At 76.5% G+C, this 18,198-nt stretch carries 18 protein-coding genes; 9 read left to right on the top strand and 9 right to left on the bottom strand.

Annotation, left to right across the window (positions count from 1 at the left end; genetic code table 11):
* Window positions 1–594 (bottom strand): GNAT family N-acetyltransferase, encoded by a 594-nt coding sequence (locus CRP29_RS17050; RefSeq protein ID WP_097196251.1) that lies wholly within the window; start codon window positions 592–594, stop codon window positions 1–3.
* Complete coding sequence (locus tag CRP29_RS17045) at window positions 591–1,121, bottom strand: YbaK/EbsC family protein (RefSeq protein WP_097196250.1); 531 nt, start codon at window positions 1,119–1,121, stop codon at window positions 591–593. Before CRP29_RS17045 ends, CRP29_RS17050 begins: the two co-directional genes overlap by 4 nt.
* 260 nt (window positions 1,122–1,381) lie before the next feature.
* Between CRP29_RS17045 and CRP29_RS17040 the strand changes: the two genes are divergently transcribed.
* From CRP29_RS17040 to CRP29_RS17025, 4 genes are read left to right on the top strand one after another with little or no spacing between them, the layout of a single operon-like run.
* Window positions 1,382–1,705, top strand: coding sequence for a DUF6504 family protein (locus CRP29_RS17040; protein ID WP_097196249.1), 324 nt, complete (start codon window positions 1,382–1,384; stop codon window positions 1,703–1,705).
* Window positions 1,705–2,181 carry an SAV_6107 family HEPN domain-containing protein gene (locus tag CRP29_RS17035; protein ID WP_097196248.1) on the top strand — a complete coding sequence of 159 codons (477 nt, stop codon included), beginning with the start codon at window positions 1,705–1,707 and terminating at the stop codon, window positions 2,179–2,181. The genes CRP29_RS17040 and CRP29_RS17035 overlap by 1 nt, the downstream gene beginning before the upstream one ends.
* Window positions 2,178–6,011: a DNA polymerase III subunit alpha gene (locus tag CRP29_RS17030; RefSeq protein WP_097196247.1), complete on the top strand. Its 3,834-nt coding sequence runs from the start codon at window positions 2,178–2,180 to the stop codon at window positions 6,009–6,011. The genes CRP29_RS17035 and CRP29_RS17030 overlap by 4 nt, the downstream gene beginning before the upstream one ends.
* A gap of 25 nt (window positions 6,012–6,036) precedes the next feature.
* Window positions 6,037–6,639: a GDSL-type esterase/lipase family protein gene (locus CRP29_RS17025; protein ID WP_097196246.1), complete on the top strand. Its 603-nt coding sequence runs from the start codon at window positions 6,037–6,039 to the stop codon at window positions 6,637–6,639.
* Between the two features lie 40 nt (window positions 6,640–6,679).
* Here the strand turns inward: CRP29_RS17025 and CRP29_RS17020 are convergent, their stop codons facing one another.
* Complete coding sequence (locus CRP29_RS17020; protein WP_097196245.1) at window positions 6,680–6,880, bottom strand: hypothetical protein; 201 nt, start codon at window positions 6,878–6,880, stop codon at window positions 6,680–6,682.
* Between the two features lie 74 nt (window positions 6,881–6,954).
* A complete protein-coding gene (locus CRP29_RS17015) occupies window positions 6,955–7,368 on the bottom strand; it encodes a GNAT family N-acetyltransferase (RefSeq protein WP_097196468.1) in 414 nt (137 codons plus the stop codon).
* A 127-nt stretch (window positions 7,369–7,495) separates the two neighbouring features.
* On the opposite strand from CRP29_RS17015, the gene CRP29_RS17010 reads away from it, so the two are divergent.
* From CRP29_RS17010 to CRP29_RS17000, 3 genes are all read left to right on the top strand, one after another.
* The gene (locus CRP29_RS17010; protein WP_097196244.1) at window positions 7,496–7,984 is read left to right on the top strand and encodes a VOC family protein; all 489 of its coding nucleotides are present in this window, start codon (window positions 7,496–7,498) and stop codon (window positions 7,982–7,984) included.
* 64 nt (window positions 7,985–8,048) lie between these two features.
* Window positions 8,049–8,804: a methyltransferase domain-containing protein gene (locus CRP29_RS17005; protein ID WP_097196243.1), complete on the top strand. Its 756-nt coding sequence runs from the start codon at window positions 8,049–8,051 to the stop codon at window positions 8,802–8,804.
* On the top strand, window positions 8,804–10,006 hold the full coding sequence (locus CRP29_RS17000) for an alkaline phosphatase family protein (RefSeq protein WP_097196242.1): 1,203 nt from the start codon (window positions 8,804–8,806) through the stop codon (window positions 10,004–10,006). The genes CRP29_RS17005 and CRP29_RS17000 overlap by 1 nt, the downstream gene beginning before the upstream one ends.
* On the opposite strand, the gene CRP29_RS16995 is transcribed toward CRP29_RS17000, so the two are convergent.
* The 3 genes from CRP29_RS16995 to CRP29_RS16985 form a co-directional block, all read right to left on the bottom strand.
* A complete protein-coding gene (locus CRP29_RS16995; RefSeq protein WP_097196241.1) occupies window positions 9,995–10,981 on the bottom strand; it encodes a ferredoxin family protein in 987 nt (328 codons plus the stop codon). The genes CRP29_RS17000 and CRP29_RS16995 overlap by 12 nt on opposite strands.
* Window positions 10,978–11,943: a cupin domain-containing protein gene (locus CRP29_RS16990; RefSeq protein WP_342745236.1), complete on the bottom strand. Its 966-nt coding sequence runs from the start codon at window positions 11,941–11,943 to the stop codon at window positions 10,978–10,980. The genes CRP29_RS16995 and CRP29_RS16990 overlap by 4 nt, the downstream gene beginning before the upstream one ends.
* A gap of 314 nt (window positions 11,944–12,257) precedes the next feature.
* Window positions 12,258–12,512 (bottom strand): BatC protein, encoded by a 255-nt coding sequence (locus CRP29_RS16985; RefSeq protein ID WP_097196239.1) that lies wholly within the window; start codon window positions 12,510–12,512, stop codon window positions 12,258–12,260.
* A gap of 243 nt (window positions 12,513–12,755) precedes the next feature.
* On the opposite strand from CRP29_RS16985, the gene dinB reads away from it, so the two are divergent.
* Entirely contained in the window at window positions 12,756–13,979 is a 1,224-nt protein-coding gene (gene dinB / locus CRP29_RS16980; RefSeq protein ID WP_245852951.1) for a DNA polymerase IV, read from the top strand.
* Between the two features lie 126 nt (window positions 13,980–14,105).
* A complete protein-coding gene (locus tag CRP29_RS16975) occupies window positions 14,106–14,516 on the top strand; it encodes a DUF3040 domain-containing protein (RefSeq protein WP_097196237.1) in 411 nt (136 codons plus the stop codon).
* Between the two features lie 3 nt (window positions 14,517–14,519).
* On the opposite strand, the gene CRP29_RS16970 is transcribed toward CRP29_RS16975, so the two are convergent.
* Window positions 14,520–16,862: a transglutaminase TgpA family protein gene (locus tag CRP29_RS16970; protein ID WP_097196236.1), complete on the bottom strand. Its 2,343-nt coding sequence runs from the start codon at window positions 16,860–16,862 to the stop codon at window positions 14,520–14,522.
* Window positions 16,859–18,193 carry a DUF58 domain-containing protein gene (locus CRP29_RS16965; protein ID WP_097196235.1) on the bottom strand — a complete coding sequence of 445 codons (1,335 nt, stop codon included), beginning with the start codon at window positions 18,191–18,193 and terminating at the stop codon, window positions 16,859–16,861. Before CRP29_RS16965 ends, CRP29_RS16970 begins: the two co-directional genes overlap by 4 nt.
* Window positions 18,194–18,198 lie beyond the last annotated feature (5 nt).

Genomic DNA, 18,198 nt, shown 5'->3' with positions numbered 1-18,198 from the left:
TCAGCTGTTCGCCGGATGCGGGGTGCGCGGATGCAGCGGGAGCTCCGCGCCGAGGATGGCGAACGGCCGCGCGTCGCCGGGGAAGTGGTAGCCGCGGGCGAGGTCGACGAAGCCGTCGGCGTGGTACAGCCGGAACGCCTTCGTGTCGGCGTCCGGGGTCGAGAGCAGGGCGACGGGGTGCGGCAGGTCGGCGACCAGGGCGTGCAGCAGCTGCCGGCCCAGGCCCCGGCTCTGCGCGTCCGGGTGGACGTGCAGCTCGCAGACCTCGAAGGCGCCGGGCAGCCACTTCTTCGCCGTCCGCCGGTCCAGCGCCGCCCGCACCTGGTCGTGCCACCACTGGCCCGGTGCGATCTCGTAGCCGTAGCCGAAGCCGACCAGCTGCTCGCCCCCACCCGCCCCGGTGGCGGCGAAGGCGCCGACGGCGCGGAAGCCGGGACGGTCGGTGTGCTGGATGGCGTAGCCGTACCGGCCCGCGACGACCGCGGAGTCGTAGTCCATCGCGAGGCCGTAGATCGCCAGCGCCTCGTGCATGTGGTCGCGCAGCCACGGGATCGGCAGCTCGGTGATCCGGGTGTCCGGCCTGGTGTCGGTCACGTGCCGACCGCCTCCTCGATGTCGTGGGGACGGGGGGCGGCGGGGGTGTCGTCGCCGACCTCGGCGGGGATGCCGTCGGTGAGCCGGAGCAGCTCGTCGTAGGTGGTGGGGAAGACCGTCGCCGGGTGGCCCGCGGCCGCCCACACCCGCGCGTGGCGGGCGAGCTCGACGTCGACGAGGGTGCCGAGGGGTTCGGGGTGGCCGACGGGGGCGACGCCGCCGATCGGCTGGCCGGTCACCCGCCGGACGAGCTCGGCCGGCGCCCGGGAGACGGAGGGGACGCCGAGCAGGCCGGCGACCTTGGTTTCGTCGACCCGGTGCGCGCCGCTGGTCAGGACGAGCAGCGGTTCGCCGGCGGCGACGAACACCAGGCTGTTGGCGATCGCGCCCACCGGCACGCCCAGTTCGGCGGCGGCCGCGGCGGCGGTGCGGACCTCGGCCGGGAGCACGCGCACCTCGCCGGCCGCGCCCGCCTCCTGCAGCAGGCGGCTGACCACCGCGACCCGGGGGTGCGCGGGCGAGGACATGCGCCTGATCCTGCCACCGGTCCCGGAGGCGTGCGTGCCCCGTCCGCCCGGGGCGTGCGGACCGCCGCACCGGCTCACCGGAGCGGCCGCAGTTCTGAGGGCGCGCGTCGTCTTGACGACGCACCCGCGCTCCGGTCTACTGGACAGCGTTCGAACAGACGTTCGAACGAGGAGTTCCAGTCGCCACCCGCACCCGTCCCCGGCCTTCCCCACGGGGTGGTGCGGACGGCGGGGTGTCGGAGACGTGGGGAGGTCGGTCGATGAGCCGGGTGCTCGGTGAGGCCGTCGAACGGGTCGGCGAAGAGGTGCAGGTGGAGCGGGGTGCCCTCGGTCCGGTGCAGTTCTGGCGCGGGCAGTCCCGCTACCTCGTGGGGGAGCTGCTCGACTCGTGGCTGGAGACCTCCCCCTGGTGGCAGCGCGACGCCGGGGCCGGGGGAGCGTCGGCCGACCTGGTCGCCGCGCGCGAGGTGTGGCGGGTGGAGGCGGTGCGGGCCGGGCGCTCGCGGACGGACTTCGCCGGCGTCTTCGACCTGTCCTGGGACGCCGCCGCGAACCGCTGGTGGCTCGTCCGGGTGCACGACTGATGGGCGCCCGACCGCTGATGGCCGACCAGCTGCCCCTGCCCCCGGCGCTGCCCGCCGCCGCCGTCACGCTGCTGGACCAGGCGCGGCGCGGGCTGGTCGAGGCCGCCGCGAGCAGCGATGTCCGGGAGCGCTACGCCACCGCGCACCTCGGCGCACTGCGGGCCGCGGCGGCCGTGCTGGCTGCCCGCACCCGCCCCGAGTCCGGGCGGCGCCGGCCGCGCAGCGCCTGGGTGCTGCTCGAGCAGGTCGCCCCCGAACTGGGGGAGTGGGCCGCCTTCTTCGCCGCCGGCGCGGCCAAGCGGGCCGCAGCCGAGGCCGGTCTCTCCTCCGCGGTCACCGACCGGGAGGCCGACGACCTGGTCCGGGACGTCGGCACCTTCCTCGCGGTCGTGGAGAACTGCCTGGGCGTCAGCGCCCGGCCCGCCTACCCGCGGCCGCGGGTCGTCGGCGGCACCTCGTCCGAGTCGCCGAGGTGAGTGACCCCTTCGTCCACCTGCACGTCGCGTCGGGCTACTCCATGCGGTTCGGGGCCAACCACCCCGCCGACCTCGTGGCCCGCGCCGCCGAGCACGGGATGGGGGCCCTGGCCCTCACCGACCGCGACGGGCTGTACGGGGCGGTCAAGTTCGCCCTGGCCTGCCGCACGGCGGGGATCCGGCCCATCTTCGGGGTCGACCTCGCCGTCGCGCCGGCGCTGGACACCACCGCGCCACCGGCGCTCGCCCGCGCCCTCGGCGGCGCGACGTCCGGAGCCCGGCCGCCCCGGCTGCACCCCGCTGCCCCGGCGGGCACCCGCCGGGCGCCGGCCCGGGGAGGCGCGGCCGTCGACGCCCGGCTGCCCCGCGCCACCTTCCTCGCCCGGGACGGCGCCGGCTGGGCGTCGCTGTGCCGGCTCACCAGCAGCACCCACCTGCGCGGCACCCGCGGCGAGCCGGTCAGCTCGCTGGCCACGGCCGCCGAGCACGCCACCGGGCTGACCGCGCTGCTCGGTCCCGACTCCGCGGTGGGGCGGGCGCTGGTCGCCGGCCGCGCCGACCACGCCGCAGCACTACTGGACACCTGGCGGGCGGTCTTCGGCTCGAACCTGGTCCTGGAGGTGGTGCACCACCGCGGCCGGGGGGACCGGCAGCGGGCGCAGGCGATGCTCCGGTTCGCCGCCGAGCAGGGCGTGCCGGCCGTGCTCAGCAACGCCGTCCGGTACGTCGACGCCCTGGACGCGCCGACCGCCGACGTCCTCGACGCCGCGCGCCGGCTGGTGCCGCTGGACCTGCGGCACGTCGACCGGCGCACCGCCGAGGGCTACCTGAAGTCGGGCAAGGAGATGGAGCAGGTCGCCGAGGACCTCGTCGGCCCCGACCGGGACGCCGCCCTGCGGTTGCTCGAGCGCACCGCGCGGCTCGCCGAGCAGTGCGCCGTCGATCCCCGGGACGACCTCGGCATCGGCAGCGTCCGCTATCCCGAGCTCGACGTCGTCACCACGCCCACCGAGCGGGGGCTGACCTCGTCGGAGGTGCTGCGGGCGCGCTGCGAGGCAGGGATGGGCCGGCGCGGGATGCCGTCGTCGGAGCGGGTGCGCGCCCGCCTCGACGAGGAGCTGGCGGTGATCGACTCGCTCGGCTATCCCTCCTACTTCCTCACCGTCGCCGACGTGGTCGACCTCATCAAGAGCTTGAGGGTTCGGGCGGCGGCGCGCGGCTCGGGCGCCGGCAGCCTGGTCACCTACCTGCTCGGCATCTCCGACGTCGACCCGATCCGCTACGGCCTGCTGATGGAGCGGTTCCTCTCGCCGCTGCGCCACCAGCTGCCCGACATCGACATCGACGTGGAGTCCGCCCGGCGGATGGAGGTCTACGACGCCGTCCTCGACCGCTTCGGCGCCGACCGGGTCAGCTGCATCTCGATGATGGACACCTACCGGGTGCGGCACGCGATCCGCGACGTGGGCGCCGCGCTCAGCCTGCCGCAGGCCGAGATCGACGCCGTCGCCAAGGCCTTCCCGCACATCCGCGCCAACCAGGTGCACGCCGCGCTCCGCGACCTGCCCGAGCTGCGGGCCAGCCGGTACGGGTCCAGGCGCGCCGGCGGCTCGGGGGATCTGGACCTGCTGTTCGACCTGGTCGCCCGGCTCGACGGGCTGCCCCGGCACATCGCGCTGCACCCGTGCGGCGTGCTGCTCTCCGACGCCACCCTGCTCGACCGCACGCCCGTCGAGAGCAGCTACCTCGGCTATCCGATGAGCCAGTTCGACAAGGACGACGTCGAGGAGCTCGGCCTGCTCAAGCTCGACCTGCTCGGCATCCGGATGCAGTCGGCGATCGCGCACGCCCTGGACGAGGTGGCCCGGGTCGACGGCGAGACCCTCGACATCGACGCCGTCCCGCGCGACGACCCGACGACCTTCGAGCTGATCCGCAGCACCCGCACGCTGGGCATGTTCCAGATCGAGTCGCCGGGCCAGCGCGAACTGGTCGGCAAGTTCGGGCCGCAGACCTTCGAGGACATCATCGTCGACATCTCGCTGTTCCGGCCCGGCCCGGTGAAGAGCGACATGGTCACCCCGTTCCTGCTGGCCCGGAACGGCTGGCGCGAGGCCGAGTACCCCCACCCCGACCTGGAGTTCGCGCTCGCGGAGACCGCGGGAGTGGTGGTCTTCCACGAGCAGGTGCTGCAGGTGGTGTCCCGGATGACCGGCTGCTCGCTGGCCGAGGCCGACGAGGTGCGCCGGGCGCTGGGGGAGAAGGACGCCCATCCCGAGGTGCGGGCGTGGTTCATGCCCCGGGTGCTGGACGCCGGCTACCCGGAGGCGGTGGCCGAACAGGTCTGGCAGGTGCTGGTGGCCTTCGGGTCGTTCGGCTTCTGCAAGGCCCACGCGGCGGCGTTCGCGCTGCCCACCTACCAGTCGGCCTGGCTCAAGACCCACCATCCGGCGGCGTTCCTCGCCGGGGTGCTCACCCACGACCCCGGCATGTACCCGAAGCGGCTGATCCTCGACGACGCCCGCAACTTCGGCATCCGGGTGCTCGGCCTCGACGTCAACGCCTCGGGCGCGACGTACCGGGTCGAGCGCCTGGATCGCGAGGAGGGTGGAGGGGAAGAGGGGTGTGACGAAACCCCGCCCGGGAGTTCCGCCGGGGGCTGGCGGCGGCCGGAGTGGATGCCGGCGACGATGTCCGATCCCTCCCGGTACGGCATCCGGCTGTCCCTGGCCGACGTGAAGGGCATCTCCGACGACGAGGTCGCCCGCGTCGTCACCGGGCAGCCCTACCGCTCGCTGACCGACTTCTGGTCCCGGGCGTCGGTGTCCCGCCCGGTGGTGGAGCGACTGGTGCTGGCCGGTGGGTTCGACTCGCTGTACGGCTTCGGCATGCGCGACCGCGAGTCGCACCGCCCCGCGCACCGGCGTCGGCAGCTGACCCGTCGCGACCTGCTGCTGCAGATCGGCGAGCTCGACCGGTGGAGCCGCAGCGGTGCGCGGGCGAGCTCCGCCGGGCAGCTGAGCCTGGACCTCCTGGGCATGGAGGAGGACGGCGCCGGGCAGGACGCGCTGTTCGGGCTCGACGAGGTGGAGGGGCAGGACGAGCGCGCCGGCGGGCTCGGCGCGGGTCCCGGCTGGGCCGAGGGCAGCGGGTTGCCGGAGTTCACCGACGCCGAACTGGTGCGCGCCGAGCTCGAGGTGCTCGGCCTGGACGCCAGCCGGCACGTCGTCGACTTCTACAAGCCGTTCCTCGCCGCGCTCGGGGCGGTGCCGGCCGACGACCTGCTCGGCTGCCGCAGCGGATCGGAGCTGCTGGTCGCCGGGGTGAAGGTGGCCACCCAGACCCCGCCGATCCGGTCGGGACGCCGGGTGGTCTTCGTGACCCTGGACGACGGGACCGGCTGCACCGACTCCACCTTCTTCGAGGACGCCCAGGGCCCCTACGCCGCGACGGTCTTCCACTCGTGGCTGCTGGTGATCCGCGGCGTGCTGCGCCGCACCGGCGCGCGGGGGGTCTCCCTGCGGGCGACGGGGGCGTGGGAGCTCCCGGCGCTGCACGAGGCCTGGGAGACCGGCGGGCTGGACGCGGTCCGCGACCTGATGGCCGCCCCCGGGGAGTACACCGAGCAGGCGATCGCCGGGGCGGCGGCCTCGCACGGGCCGCGGCCGGTCGTGGTCCGCCCGGTGCTGGTGCACCCCACCGGCTTCCGGATGTCGCCCTACGCCGACATCAAACCGGCCGGCGACGACGCCGGGACGGCAGCGCGGCGGGCGGCGGCCGGCCCGCCCCGCAAGCTGTGGCACTCCAGCCCGGGCAGCTCCGGGCACTGAGCGGAGGACTCGGCAGGATGGCGCCGTGACCCGGGATCTGCGCGTGTGCTTCGTCGGCGACTCCCTCGTGGCCGGCGTCGGTGACCCCGGGCACCTGGGCTGGGTGGGTCGGCTGGCCGTCGGCAGTGAGCGCGACGGTCTGCCGCTCACGCGGTACGTCCTGGGCGTGCGGCGGCAGACCACCGCCGAGGTCGCCGAGCGGTGGGCTGCCGAGTGCCGGGTCCGTCTGGCCGGCGGCGGGTGGGAGTCGCGGGTCGTCCTCTCCACGGGCGTCAACGACACCACCGAGGAGGACGGCGCCCCGCGCCTCGCGCCCCAGGAGTCGGTCGCGGCGCTCACCCGGATGCTGGCCGGTGCGGCGGACGCCGGATGGCCGGTGCTCGTGGTCGGGCCGCCGGCCGTCGCCGACGCAGCCCAGAACGACCGGATAGCCGACCTCGACGACCGCTTCACCCGCGTCTGCGCCGAGCACGACGTGCCGTACGTCCCCGTCGTGACAGCTCTGGCCGCCGACCCGACCTGGATGGCGGAGCTGGCCGTCGGCGACGGTGCCCACCCGGGGGCCGACGGCTACGCCGTGCTCGCCGGCCTCGTCCGCCCGCACTGGCAGCGCTGGCTCGCCGGCTGACCGGGGGGAGTGCGCGGCCCCCCGGTCAGCCGGTCCGGTCTCAGCCCTCGCTGTCCTCGCCGTCGGTCGCGTCCTCGACCTCGCGCTCGGCGTCGTCGACGCCTTCCTCGATGTTCTGCTCGACGTCGTCATCGACGACGTCGGACCCGCAGGCGACGGTCGTGAGGGACGCGGCGGCGATGGCGAACGCGGCCGCGGTGGTGCGGAGCAGGCGACGGCGGGGGCGGGTGGCGCTGGTCATGGCGACTCCTCGGGACGGCAACGGTCCAGGGACTCGTGCCCGCCGGCGGGGTACCGGCAAACGGGCGATCGCCCCTACCGGAGCGAGGGCAGGTGGACCAGGCCCGCGTCGGTCTCCCGGAACCCGCAGGCGCCGACGTAGAAGGACCGCAGCTCCGGCCGGTAGTCGACGTGCAGCCACTCGCAGCCCGCTGTCCTGGCCCCCTCGGCCGCGGCCCGTACGACCATGGCGCCGATGCCCTGCCGCTGGCGGTCGCCCCGGGTCTTCGTGTCGATCAGGAAGGCGTGGTCACCGCCGTCCCACGCGACGTTCACGAAGCCGACGAGGCTGCCGCCCGTCCGGGCGGTCACCCACCCGAGGCTGTGCGGGCGGATCCGGTCCCACCAGCCCGGCACCGGCGTCCCGCCGTGCGAGGCGACGAGGTCCACCATCTCGTCGTCGGACAGCGGCCCACGCCAGGCGATCACCACCGCCGGGTTCTCCCGCATGCCCGGCACCGTAGGTGGACCCGCGCCGCGACGCCCGCCGTTTCCTCCGGCCGGCCGCCGATCAGTTCGAGGGCTCGGCGGCGTCCTATCTCCGACAGCGACCGCACGGCCAGAGAGGACTCCCACCATGCCCAAGCAGATCCCGTGCCTGTGGTTCGACGGCCAGGCCGAGGAGGCCGCGACGCTCTACACCTCGCTCTTCCCGAACTCGAGCGTCGGCGACGTCACCCGCTACGGGCCCGACATGCCCCCGCCGATGAAGGAGGGCGACGTGATGACCGTGAGCTTCACCCTCGACGGCCAGGAGTACACGGCGCTCAACGGCGGTCCGCAGTTCCCGTTCACCGAGGCCGTCTCCTTCCAGATCATGTGCGCCGACCAGGAGGAGGCCGACCACTACTGGTACGGCCTGCTCGAGGGCGGCGGCGAGGAGAGCCAGTGCGGCTGGCTCAAGGACCGGTTCGGCGTCTCCTGGCAGGTGAACCCGGTCCAGCTCACCGCCCTGCTCGGCGACCCCGATCCGGGCCGGGCCCAGCGCGCGACGCAGGCGATGCTGCGGATGCGCCGCATCGACATCGCCGAGATCCAGCGGGCCGCGGACGACACCGGCGCCTGACCCGCGCGCGGCGCCCACCGGCGGGGAAGCGGTGGGCGCCGTCGCGCGCCACTAGGCTCCGACTGTGCCGACCCCGTCCGCTCCCTCGCCCGCCGAGCAGCTCCCCCCGCGGAGCGCGGCCGTCTGGGCGGCGCTGGATCCGGTCATCGGCGCCGGCACCCCGCTGCGCGTGCTCGACGTCGGCGGCGGCAGCGGCATGTTCGCCGTCCCGCTCGCACGGCTCGGCCACTCGGTCACCGTCGTCGACCCCAGCGCCGATGCGCTGGCCACGCTCGCCCGGCGCGCCTCGACGGCCGGCGTCGGCGACCGCGTCCGCGGGATGCAGGGCGACGGCGACCAGCTCGGCGAGCTGCTCGCCACGCTTCTCCCGGACGGCGGCGGCTACGACCTGGCCCTCTGCCACTCCGTGCTCGAGGTCGTCGACGACCCCGCCCTCACCCTCCGGGAGATCGCCGGCGCGCTGCGCCCCGGCGGCCAGGTGAGCGTCGCCGCGGCGAACCGCGCCGGCGCCGTCCTCGCCCGCGCCGTCGCCGGGCACCCGGTCGAGGCGCTGGCCCTGCTGGAGGACCGCGACCCGGCGGTCGGTCGCACCCGGCCCATCGCCCGGCGCCGGTTCACCCCCGCCGACCTCCTCGCGCTCGTCGAGGGAGCCGGCCTGCGTCCCGGGCCCTGGCGCGGCGTCTCGGTCGTCGCTGACCTGCTCGACGCCTCCTCGGGAGCCGACCCCGGTGCGGTCCGCGCCCTCGAGCTCGCCCTGGCCGGCACGTCGCCCTACCGCGAGGTGGCCACGGGCCTGCACGTCCTCGCCGCCCACCCCTGATGCCGCCGGCCTCCACGCCCCTGCCCGCCGACCTCCACCGGCCGGCCTACGGCACCGCGACCCTGGCCGACGTCCTGCCGGGCGCCGCGGCGGCGCTCGGCGTCCCGATGGACCGTGGCGACGCCCCCGCGGACCCGCTGGGCCTGGCCACCGCGCTCGCGGGGGCACGGCGGGTGGCAGTGCTGCTCGTCGACGGGCTCGGCGCCGACCTCGTGCGGCAGCACGCCGACCTCGCACCGACCCTCGCCGGCCTGGCCAGCCCGGCCGGCGACCTCTCCGCACCGTGCCCGAGCACCACCCCGGTCAGCCTCACCACCCTCGGCACCGGCCTCCCGCCGGGCAGCCACGGCGTGCTGGGCTTCGTCACCATCGTTCCCGGAGAAGTCAGCGCAACGGGGGAGGACCGGGCCCTCAACCACACCCAGTGGCGCGACGACCCCGACCCCGACACCTGGGCGCCGCAGCCGACCGTCTTCGGGCGGGCCGCGGCGGCCGGCGTGCCCGCGACCGTCGTCGCCCCGTACGCCTACACCGGCAGCGGGCTGAGCCGGGCGGCCTACCGCGGCGCCGCCTACACCGGCACCGTCGGCGCCGGCGACCTCGCCGCCCTGGTCCTGCGGGCGCTCCGGGCCACGCCGCGCGCCCTGGTCTACGGCTACTTCGCCGACCTCGACCTCACCGGGCACGTCCGCGGCGTCGACTCCGACAGCTGGCGGGCCCAGCTCCGGCTGGTCGACCGCATGGTCGAGCACATCGTGGCCGGGCTCCCCGGCGACGCCGCCCTCCTGGTCACCGCCGACCACGGCATGCTCGACGTCCCGGCCGGCACCCGGCTCGACCTCGACGTCGTCCCGGAGCTGCACGACGGCGTCCGGCTGCTGGCCGGCGAACCGCGGGCGCGCTACGTGCACGCCCTCCCTGGCGCGGCCGCCGACGTGCTGGACCGGTGGCGGGAGGTGCTGGGGGAGCGGGCCTGGGTCGTCTCCCGCGAGGAGGCGGTCGGCAGCGGCATCTTCGGCCCGGTCGACCCCGGCGTGGCCGCCCGCATCGGCGACGTCGTCGCGCTCGCCCGGGGCACCTGGGCGCTCACCGCCTCCGAGCGCGAACCCGGGCCCAGCCGGTTGACCGCCTTCCACGGCTCGCTCACCGCGACCGAGCTGGCCATCCCGCTGCTCGTCGCGTCCGGCGCGTCACTGACCTGAGCCGGGTCGCCCGTCGTCCCGGCTGACCGACAGCCGGTGCCAGGTGCGCACCCGGCCCGGCCGGGCTGCCGAGCAGGTGAGGTGCACGGCCTCGGGCGAGGGGCGGCTCTCCACGACGACGGTCACCGGTCCCGGGGTGCCGGCCAGCGCGACCTGCCAGCGCTCCACGTCGGGGGCGGGATCGGGCAGCCGGGTGGCCTCCAGGGGAGCCAGGTCGTCGACCCCGAGCAGTCCGAGCTCCTCGCGGGCGCCGTGCTGGGCGGCCTGCACGTGCGCCGGCAGCCCGGCCCGGCCGCGCAGCCACGCCAGCGCCACCTGTCCCTGCTGGTGGGCGGCCACCAGCAGGCCGCCGTCGCCGGGCACCTGCCCGTAGTAGAAGCCGTGGGGGAGGACGACGACGTTGGCGGCGAAGCGGTCGCCGCCGAGGTGGCTGCACTCCCACACGTCGGCCGGTCCGGGCGCCGGCATGGCGCGCGCCAGCGGCCGGCCACGGAGCGCGCAGCAGGCGTCGTGCCCGCCGTGCGTGCAGACCAGGTAGGCCGGCCCCGCCGCCGGTTCGCCGACCGAGCCGTCCCAGGGCGCGGTCAGCAGGTCGGCGTCCGACGTCCGCACCGACCACCACATCCCCTCGCGCCCGGGGCGGCTGTCGGCGTACGCCCACCGGCCCCCGGCGTCGGCGAGCCGGTCACCGGGACGGCGGACGAGGAGCACGCGGACGTCCTCCCGCCGGGCCCGCTCCGCCAGCAGCGGCGCCACCCGCGCGTCGAACCGGGACTGCAGCAGGGCGTCCCGGCCCCACGGCCCGGGCTGCTCCACCAGCAGCCAGCGCTGCACGGGGGAGGCCGTGGCGACGCCCGAGTCACCGCGCGCGAGCGCCTGCACCGAGCAGCGCGCGGCGTCCAGCCGCCCGGCAGGGCGGGGCGGGACGTCGGCGCGGCAGAGGTCGTCCGGGGGGAGGGGCGCGGGGGGAGTCACGGTCCGGCGACTGCGGCGTCCGGGACGACGACGACGGCCTCGGTGACCAGGCGCCGCGCGAGGGTGATCCGCTCGTCCGGCTCGAGCCCGGGCAGGTCGCCCACCTTCAGCTCGCCGACGGCCAGGAGCTCGGTCAGCGCCGCGCGGACCGAGCCCGGGAAGGAGTGCGTCCGGCGCCCGCCCAGCAGCGTCAGGCGGCCGTCGTCCTCGTCGCGCAGGACGCAGCGCAGCCGCGGGCGGAGCCGGACGACGGTGTCGGGGGTGAGGGCGGCCGCGGCGGCCGACGAGGCCAGCGGCGCGACCGGCTCGGGGCGCACCTGCGCCCAGGTGCGGGCGCGCAGCTGCTCGGCGACCTCGGCGGGATCCACCCGGCCCAGCCACGCGCGCAGGCCCTCGACGACGGCGGTGATGTCCTCGCGGAGGCTGTCGGGGTCGGCGAGATCGACGCCCAGCGGCAGCGAGCCGCGCAGCGCGGGGTCCTCGGCGGCCAGGGTGCGGACGAGCTCGAGCGCCGCCTCGGCCGCGCCCCAGCGGGTGACCGAGTGGATGCCGATGGTCAGGTGGGCGCTGATCTCGCCGAGCGCGGTGGCCGAGTGCAGGAAGCCGCGGGGCAGGTAGAGGACGTCACCCGGCTCGAGGACGGCGTCGATCACCGGCTCGCGGGCGGCCGCGGCGGCGACGTCCTCGCGGCGGTCGGTCCAGACCTGGGTGCGCAGCGGGTCGCGCAGCACCGGCTCGTGGATGGTCCAGTGCTTCTGCCCGGCGACCTGCAGCACGAAGACGTCGTGCACGTCGTAGTGGGCGTCGAACCCGCGCGAGGACGGCGGGGTGACGTACGCGTTGACCTGGGTGGGGTGGCCGAGGTCGGCGGCCAGCTGGTCGGCGAACTCGATCAGCGGCGGCCACAGCCGGTGCAGGCCCTGCAGGACCACCGTGCTGCCGTCGGCGAACAGTCGAAGCACCGCGTCCGAGCTGACCTGGTCGGCGATCTCGGCGCCGGCGCCACCGGGGCCGGTGAAGCGCTTCGGGTCGACGACCTGGCCGTCCTTCGCGATGCGCAGGAAGGGCGTGCGCAGCCCGCGGCGGGAGAGCAGCTCGTCGACCGCGGCGAGGTCGAGCAGGTCGGTGAAGGTGTTACCGGTGTCCGCGGCGCGGGTCAGCAGAGGGGTGTGCCCCCAGTGATCGCGGGCGAAGACCTCGGGGTCGGCGTTCGTGCACCGCCGCAGGGCCGGGCGGAGCAGCTGCTCCGCCCGGCCCTGCGGGGCGGGCTGCTCGCTCAGGCCGAACCGTCCGCGCCACCGTCGGCGCCACCGTCGGCACCACCATCGGCACCACCGTCCGCGCCACCGTCGGCACTGCCATCGGCGCCGCCGTCCGCGCCACCATCGGCACCGCCGTCGTGCCCGCCGGGCGTACCGGCCGCGCCGTGGTCGGCCGCGCCCGCGCTGCCGTCGGCCGGGCCGTGGGCGCCGCTGTCCGCGCCGCCGTCGGCACCGCCGTCGCCGCTGGTCATCTCGTCGTCCAGAGCCATGGGCTCCTCCGCTCCGTCAGGGATCGGCCGCCGGTCGGCGGCTCTCCGTCGCTGTCTACCTCGCCCGTCGAGGTCCGACACATGCGCACTCTCCTCCATGGACGGCGGCGCCGGTCACGAGTGCGTCACGGCCGCGGGGTCGCCGCGCCCACCCGCCCGGGAGGCGGTTACCGTCGACACCGGAACCGAACAGGTGTTCGAACACGAGGGGGCGGAGTGGTCGGTCGCGCGCAGGGGTGCACCGTGCTGCACGTCGACATGGACGCGTTCTTCGCCAGCGTCGAGGTGCGGCGGCGGCCGGAGCTGGCCGGCACGCCGGTGATCGTGGGCGGGGCGGGCAACCGCGGCGTGGTCACCTCGGCCACCTACGAGGCCCGGCGCTACGGCGTGCACGCGGCCATGCCCACCGCGCGCGCCCTGCGGCTGTGCCCGACGGCGACGGTGGTCCCCGGCGACCTGGCGCTCTACGGCGAGGTCTCCCGCTCGGTGATGGCCCTGTTCCGCTCGATCACCCCGCTGGTGGAGCCGCTGAGCCTGGACGAGGCGTTCCTCGACGTGCAGGGCGCCGGCCGCCGGCTGGGCGACGCCGCCGAGATCGGGGAGTACCTCCGCGCCCGCGTGTTCGACGAGCAGGGGATCACCTGCTCGGTCGGCGTGGCGAGCAGCAAGTTCGTCGCCAAGCTGGCCTCCACCTCCGCCAAGCCCGACGGGATGCGGATCGTCCGCCCGGCCGAGGTGATGGACTTCCTGCACCCGCTGCCGGTCGGCGCGTTGTGGGGCGTGGGCCCCAAGACCGAGGAGCAGCTGCTGCGGCTGGGGCTGCGCACCGTGGGCGACCTCGCGCACGTGCCGGCGCGGACGCTGCAGCGGGCGCTGGGCCCAGCGGCCGGTGGCCACCTGCACGAGCTGGCCTGGGGACGGGACCCGCGCCGGGTGGTCCCGAACGAGCCGGAGAAGTCGGCCGGCCACGAGGAGACCTTCGGCACCGACGTCGACGACCCGGTGGTCATCCACCGCGAGCTGCTGCTGCTCGCCGAGCGGACGGCGGGCCGGCTGCGCTCGGGCGGCTGGCTGGCCCGGACGGTGAGCATCAAGGTGCGCTTCGCCGACTTCGCCACGATCACCCGCAGCCGCACCCTCGACGTCCCGACCGACGTCGGGCAGGAGCTCTACGACACCGCCCGGTCGCTGTTCGACGCGCTGGGGCTCGAGCGGGCCCGCATCCGGCTGGTCGGCGTGCGCGCCGAACGCCTGGTGGAGGCCGGGTCGGCGCCCCAGCAGCTGGAGCTCGGCGCCCGCGAGCACGGCCGGCGCGACGCCGAGCTGGCCGCCGACCGTGCCGCCCGCCGGTTCGGTGCGGGCGCGGTCCGCCCGGCCACGCTGCTGCACCGCGACGGGCGGCCGGGGCGCTCCGGAGGGGCCTCCGGAGCCCGCGTCCGACCCGCTGTCCGGCACCCGGAGGGGTGATCACCGACAGTTCGCCCACGGCTCGCCGTATCGTCACCTTTCGCGCCCCGCAAAGGGCTCGTATCCTCGAAGTCACCGTCGGCGGGAGCCTCCGACGGCCATGGCTCCGCCCACCTGGAGGTCGACGTGCCGCTCTCCGAGCACGAACAACGGCTGCTGGAGCAGATCGAGCGCGCCCTCGTCGACGACGACCCGAAGTTCGCGTCGTCCGTCCGCACCGGGGACCGCCGCCTGAAGGCCCGACGCCGGCTGCAGATAGGCGCCGCCCTCGTCGTCGTCGGCTTCGCCGTGCTGGTCGGCGGCGCGGTCGCCGAGTCGGTGATCCTGGGGGTGCTCGGCTTTCTCGTCGCCTTCGCCGGCGCTGCTCTCGCCGTCCTGAACTACAAGGTCGCCACCGGGGCGGTCGAGTCCGGTCCCGCACCGGCCGGCGGCCGCGGTCCGGCCGGCCCCGCGCGGGCCGGCCGCGGGAACCGCGGCGGCCGTCAGCCGCTGAAGAACCGGCTCGAGGAGCGGTTCCGCCGCCGCTACGACCAGTAGCCCTCAGCTCCCGGCATCTCCCGCCCGCAGCCGTCGTCCTCCGGGACGGCGGCTGCGTCGCATCTCGGCCCACCCGCGCATCCACGCCGGCAGCGCGGCGCGCACCGCGGCCGGGAGCGACGCCGGCCAGAACGCCGCCCGCAGCCGGGCCCGGCGGTCCACGCTCCCGCGCAGCTCGCGCCGGGCCGTGTGGAGCGCCGCATCCAGCCCGTCCTCCTGCACGGAGGTCGCCGGCCCGTAGCCGGCCAGCTCCTCGGCCCGCGCCAGCCGCGCGATCGCCGCGGCGCCCTCGGGGCCGGTCCGCTCCGCGAGCGCCCGGCCGGCCTCGCGCGGGGTCCAGGCCGGATCGCGGGGAACGCCGAGGTCGTCGGCGGTGGCGGTGACCTCGTCCCACAGCGCGGCCGCCGTCCCCAGCGACAGCCGGCGACGACGCTGCAGCAGCCGGGCGCCGGCCGGGACCGCGGCGGCCGCCCCGACCAGCAGCGCCAGACCCGCCGGGGGCGCCCACGACGACTCGGCGTCGGGTGCCGCGTCGGGAACCGGCCCGTCGGTCGCCTCGCCGCCCGGGATCAGCGGGTACTGCGGGTCCAGCAGGAGCAGTTCCGGCGGGATGTCCTGCTGCAGCTCGGGGGTCTGCTCCGGCAGGTCCTCGGTCGCGATCCGCGGAGCCCACGGCAGGTCGGCCCGGCGACCGATGTCGATCGGCGTCGGGTCGAAGGGCACCCAGCCCAGGTCGACGAAGAAGACCTCCACCCACGCATGCGCGTCGTCGCTGGTGATCAGCCGGTCGCCGTCCTCCTGCAGGGTCCCCGGCGTGTACCCGAGCGCGACCCGGGCCGGCATCCCCGCCGCCCGCACCATGACCGCCATCGCCCCGGCGTACTGCTCGCAGTACCCCCGACGCTCGGTCAGGAAGTCGACCAGGTCGTCCCCGCTGGTACCCGGGGAGGTGGAGAGGGCGTAGCGGAAGCGGTTGGCCCCGTCGGTCAGGAAGTCCAGGATCCGCCGGACGCGGTCGTACCCGCCCTCGACACCGTCGACCAGCTCCTGCACCTGGGCGGCCACCCGGGGGTCGAGATCCTCGGGCAGGGCCGTGAAGCGCACCCGGTCGGGATGGTCCGCGGGCAGGGCGGGTGCGGCCTGCAGCTGCTCCGGCGAGGGACGGACCTCCGAGGCGGCCACCTCGTAGCGCCGGCCCCGGCTGGAGACGTCCCTACCCACGACGGTGTCGGTGACCGGGTCGAAGCGCCAGCCGTTCTCCCCACCGGTCATGTCCACCGACTGCGGCGCGACCGGTACCGGCAGGAACCGGTCGTCGTGCCCGATCGCCTCGATGGTGGCGGTGAACGCCCGACCGGACTCCGGGTAGTGCCCCGTCGGCAGCTGGGAGGTCAGCGGCAGCTGGGCCTCGGGACCGTTCAGCGTCCACCCGTCCTCGGCGTCGTACCGGTCGACCGTGACCGCGCGCAGGTACCCGGGGTCGGGGACCGAGGCGTCCATCCGGAGGAGATCGACGGGGTCGTTGCGGGTCAGCTGCCCGTACATGTCCGCCACCGGGTCGAGCCGCGTCCCGGTGGACCCGGGGCCCTCGCCGCCGCTCACGGTCCCCTCGGGGAGGGTCGGCAGCACCCCGCCGGCGAGCACGCCGACCAGCACCGCCACCCCGCCGATGCGCAGCGCGGTGCTCCCGCCGACGCTCCGTGGCCCGCTCACCCGGCCGGCCGCCTCCAGCCGCCCGGCCTGGTCGGCCCACAGCAGCAGCGCGAACCCTGCGGCCGGGGCGACGACCGGCACGAGGCCGATGTCACCGCCGAGGGTGAACACCGGCACGCCGACCAGGGCCAGCAGCGCCAGGCCGGCGAGGGCGCCCTGCCGGACCGCGACCGCGAGCAGGTCGACCAGCACCGCGACCAGCCCCACGAAGCCGGCGATCAGGGCGGTGAGCGAGGCCACGGGCAGGGCGGGTGCCACCTGCTCGGCGATCTCGTCCATCCCGTCGCGCAGGACGACGACGAGCTCCCGGACGCCGGCGGGGGTGGGGAGGAGGCCGCCGGCCTCGGTGAAGCGCCGCGCGAGGTAGCCGGTCACCGCGGCCAGCTGGCCCAGCGGCACCAGCACGGTCCCGAGCGCGGCGAGCACGGCCGGGACGGGCCGGCCGGGGAAGGCGCGGGCCGCGATCACCGCCCCGGCGAACCGCAGCGCCAGCCCGGTCAGCAGGACGACGAGCAGGACGTTCACCACCGGGCGGACCCACGTCCCCGACGACAGCACGGGGGAGAGGGCGAGCGCGCCGAGCAGCGTGGCGGCCGCGGCAGCCAGCGCGGTGCGGACGTCGCCGGCCGTCATCGGACCGCACCCGCCACCGAGGGGCCCGCCACCGCCGGCGCGCCGAGCGCTGCCCAGACCTGCTCGACCGGATCGCCGGCCCGCGCCACGGCGACCCGCCACCCGGCCGCCCGGAGGAGGTCGGCGGACTCCTCGCGCTGGTCGGCCAGCGCCGTGCCCGCGGCCGACGACCCGCGCCGGTGCCCCCGGACGGCGGGCAGGAAGCTGCCCAGGTCGAGCAGCACGGCGAGGTTCGCCGCCGGGCCGGGCCGGGCGCGGAGCACCTCGGCGACGTCGTCGGGCCCCAGCGCCCCGAGCAGGCAGACCACCTGCCCGTCGCCCCCGATGCGGCGCAGCGCCTCGATCCCGGGGCCGAGATCCGTCCGGGCGGAGGGGACGAGCGCGCCGAGCCGGTCGAGCAGCTCCTCGGGTGCGGCGCCGAGCGGCCCGGCCGGGAGCCGGCCCGAGCCGTGCAGCTCACCCTCCTCGGTGACCACCCGGATCTCGTGACCCCGCCGGCCCAGCCCGACGGCGATGCTGGCCGTCGCCTCCACCACCCACTCGAGGCTGTCGGCCGGGTCCGGGTCGTGCTGGCCGGCGATCAGGTGCGCGGGCCGGCGGGCGTCGAGCAGGACCGTGGTCCGTGCCCGCCAGGGCCGCTCCTCGAGCCGGACCTTCAGCTCGCCCGTCCGCGCCGTGGCTCGCCAGTGCACCTTGCGCAGGTCGTCACCCCGGCGGTACTCGCGGATGCTCACGTCGTCCTCGCCGTGCACGGCGATCGCCCGACGGGAGCCCTCGCCGCCGTGCCCGTCCAGCGCCGAGGTCGGGCCGAGCGGCTGCACCCGGGGGACGACGAGCAGCGGCGCGGTGCCCGTGCCGGCGCTGCTGCGCTCGACCAGCCCGAAGGGGTCCACGACGCGCGAGCGCAGCGGCCCGAGGGTGAAGTGGCCCCGGCGCCGGGGGGTGAGCCGGTACCGCAGGGCGGTGCGCCGGCCGGTGCCCGCCCGGCCGACGGCGAACCGCGGTTCGGGGCCGAGCGCGGCCGGCAGGTGCTCGGTGAGCAGCCAGGTGGCCCCGGGACGGCGGCCGGCGTTGGACAGCTCGAGGGTGACCTCGGTGCTCTCCCCGCGGCGCACCCGGGCCGGCGCCGCCGTCCGCTCGACCGTGGGCCGGAACCGCTCGCGCGCCACCACGACGGCCGAGACGAGGGGGAGCGCCAGGACGAAGACGGCGAGCCGCACCACCGGCCGCTCGCCCATCAGCGCGCCGGCCGCGAGCAGGGCGGCGCCGCCGGCGGGCAGCCAGCGGCCGCGGCGCGTCAGCGCGGTCCGCGGCCTGCCCGGTGCCCGCACCGGTG

Origin of the sequence: Blastococcus aggregatus (assembly GCF_900221005.1) — a bacterium.
Lineage (GTDB): Bacteria > Actinomycetota > Actinomycetes > Mycobacteriales > Geodermatophilaceae > Blastococcus > Blastococcus aggregatus.
Note: the sequence above shows the minus strand (reverse complement) of the source record. Positions and strands in the feature narration are given on the sequence as shown.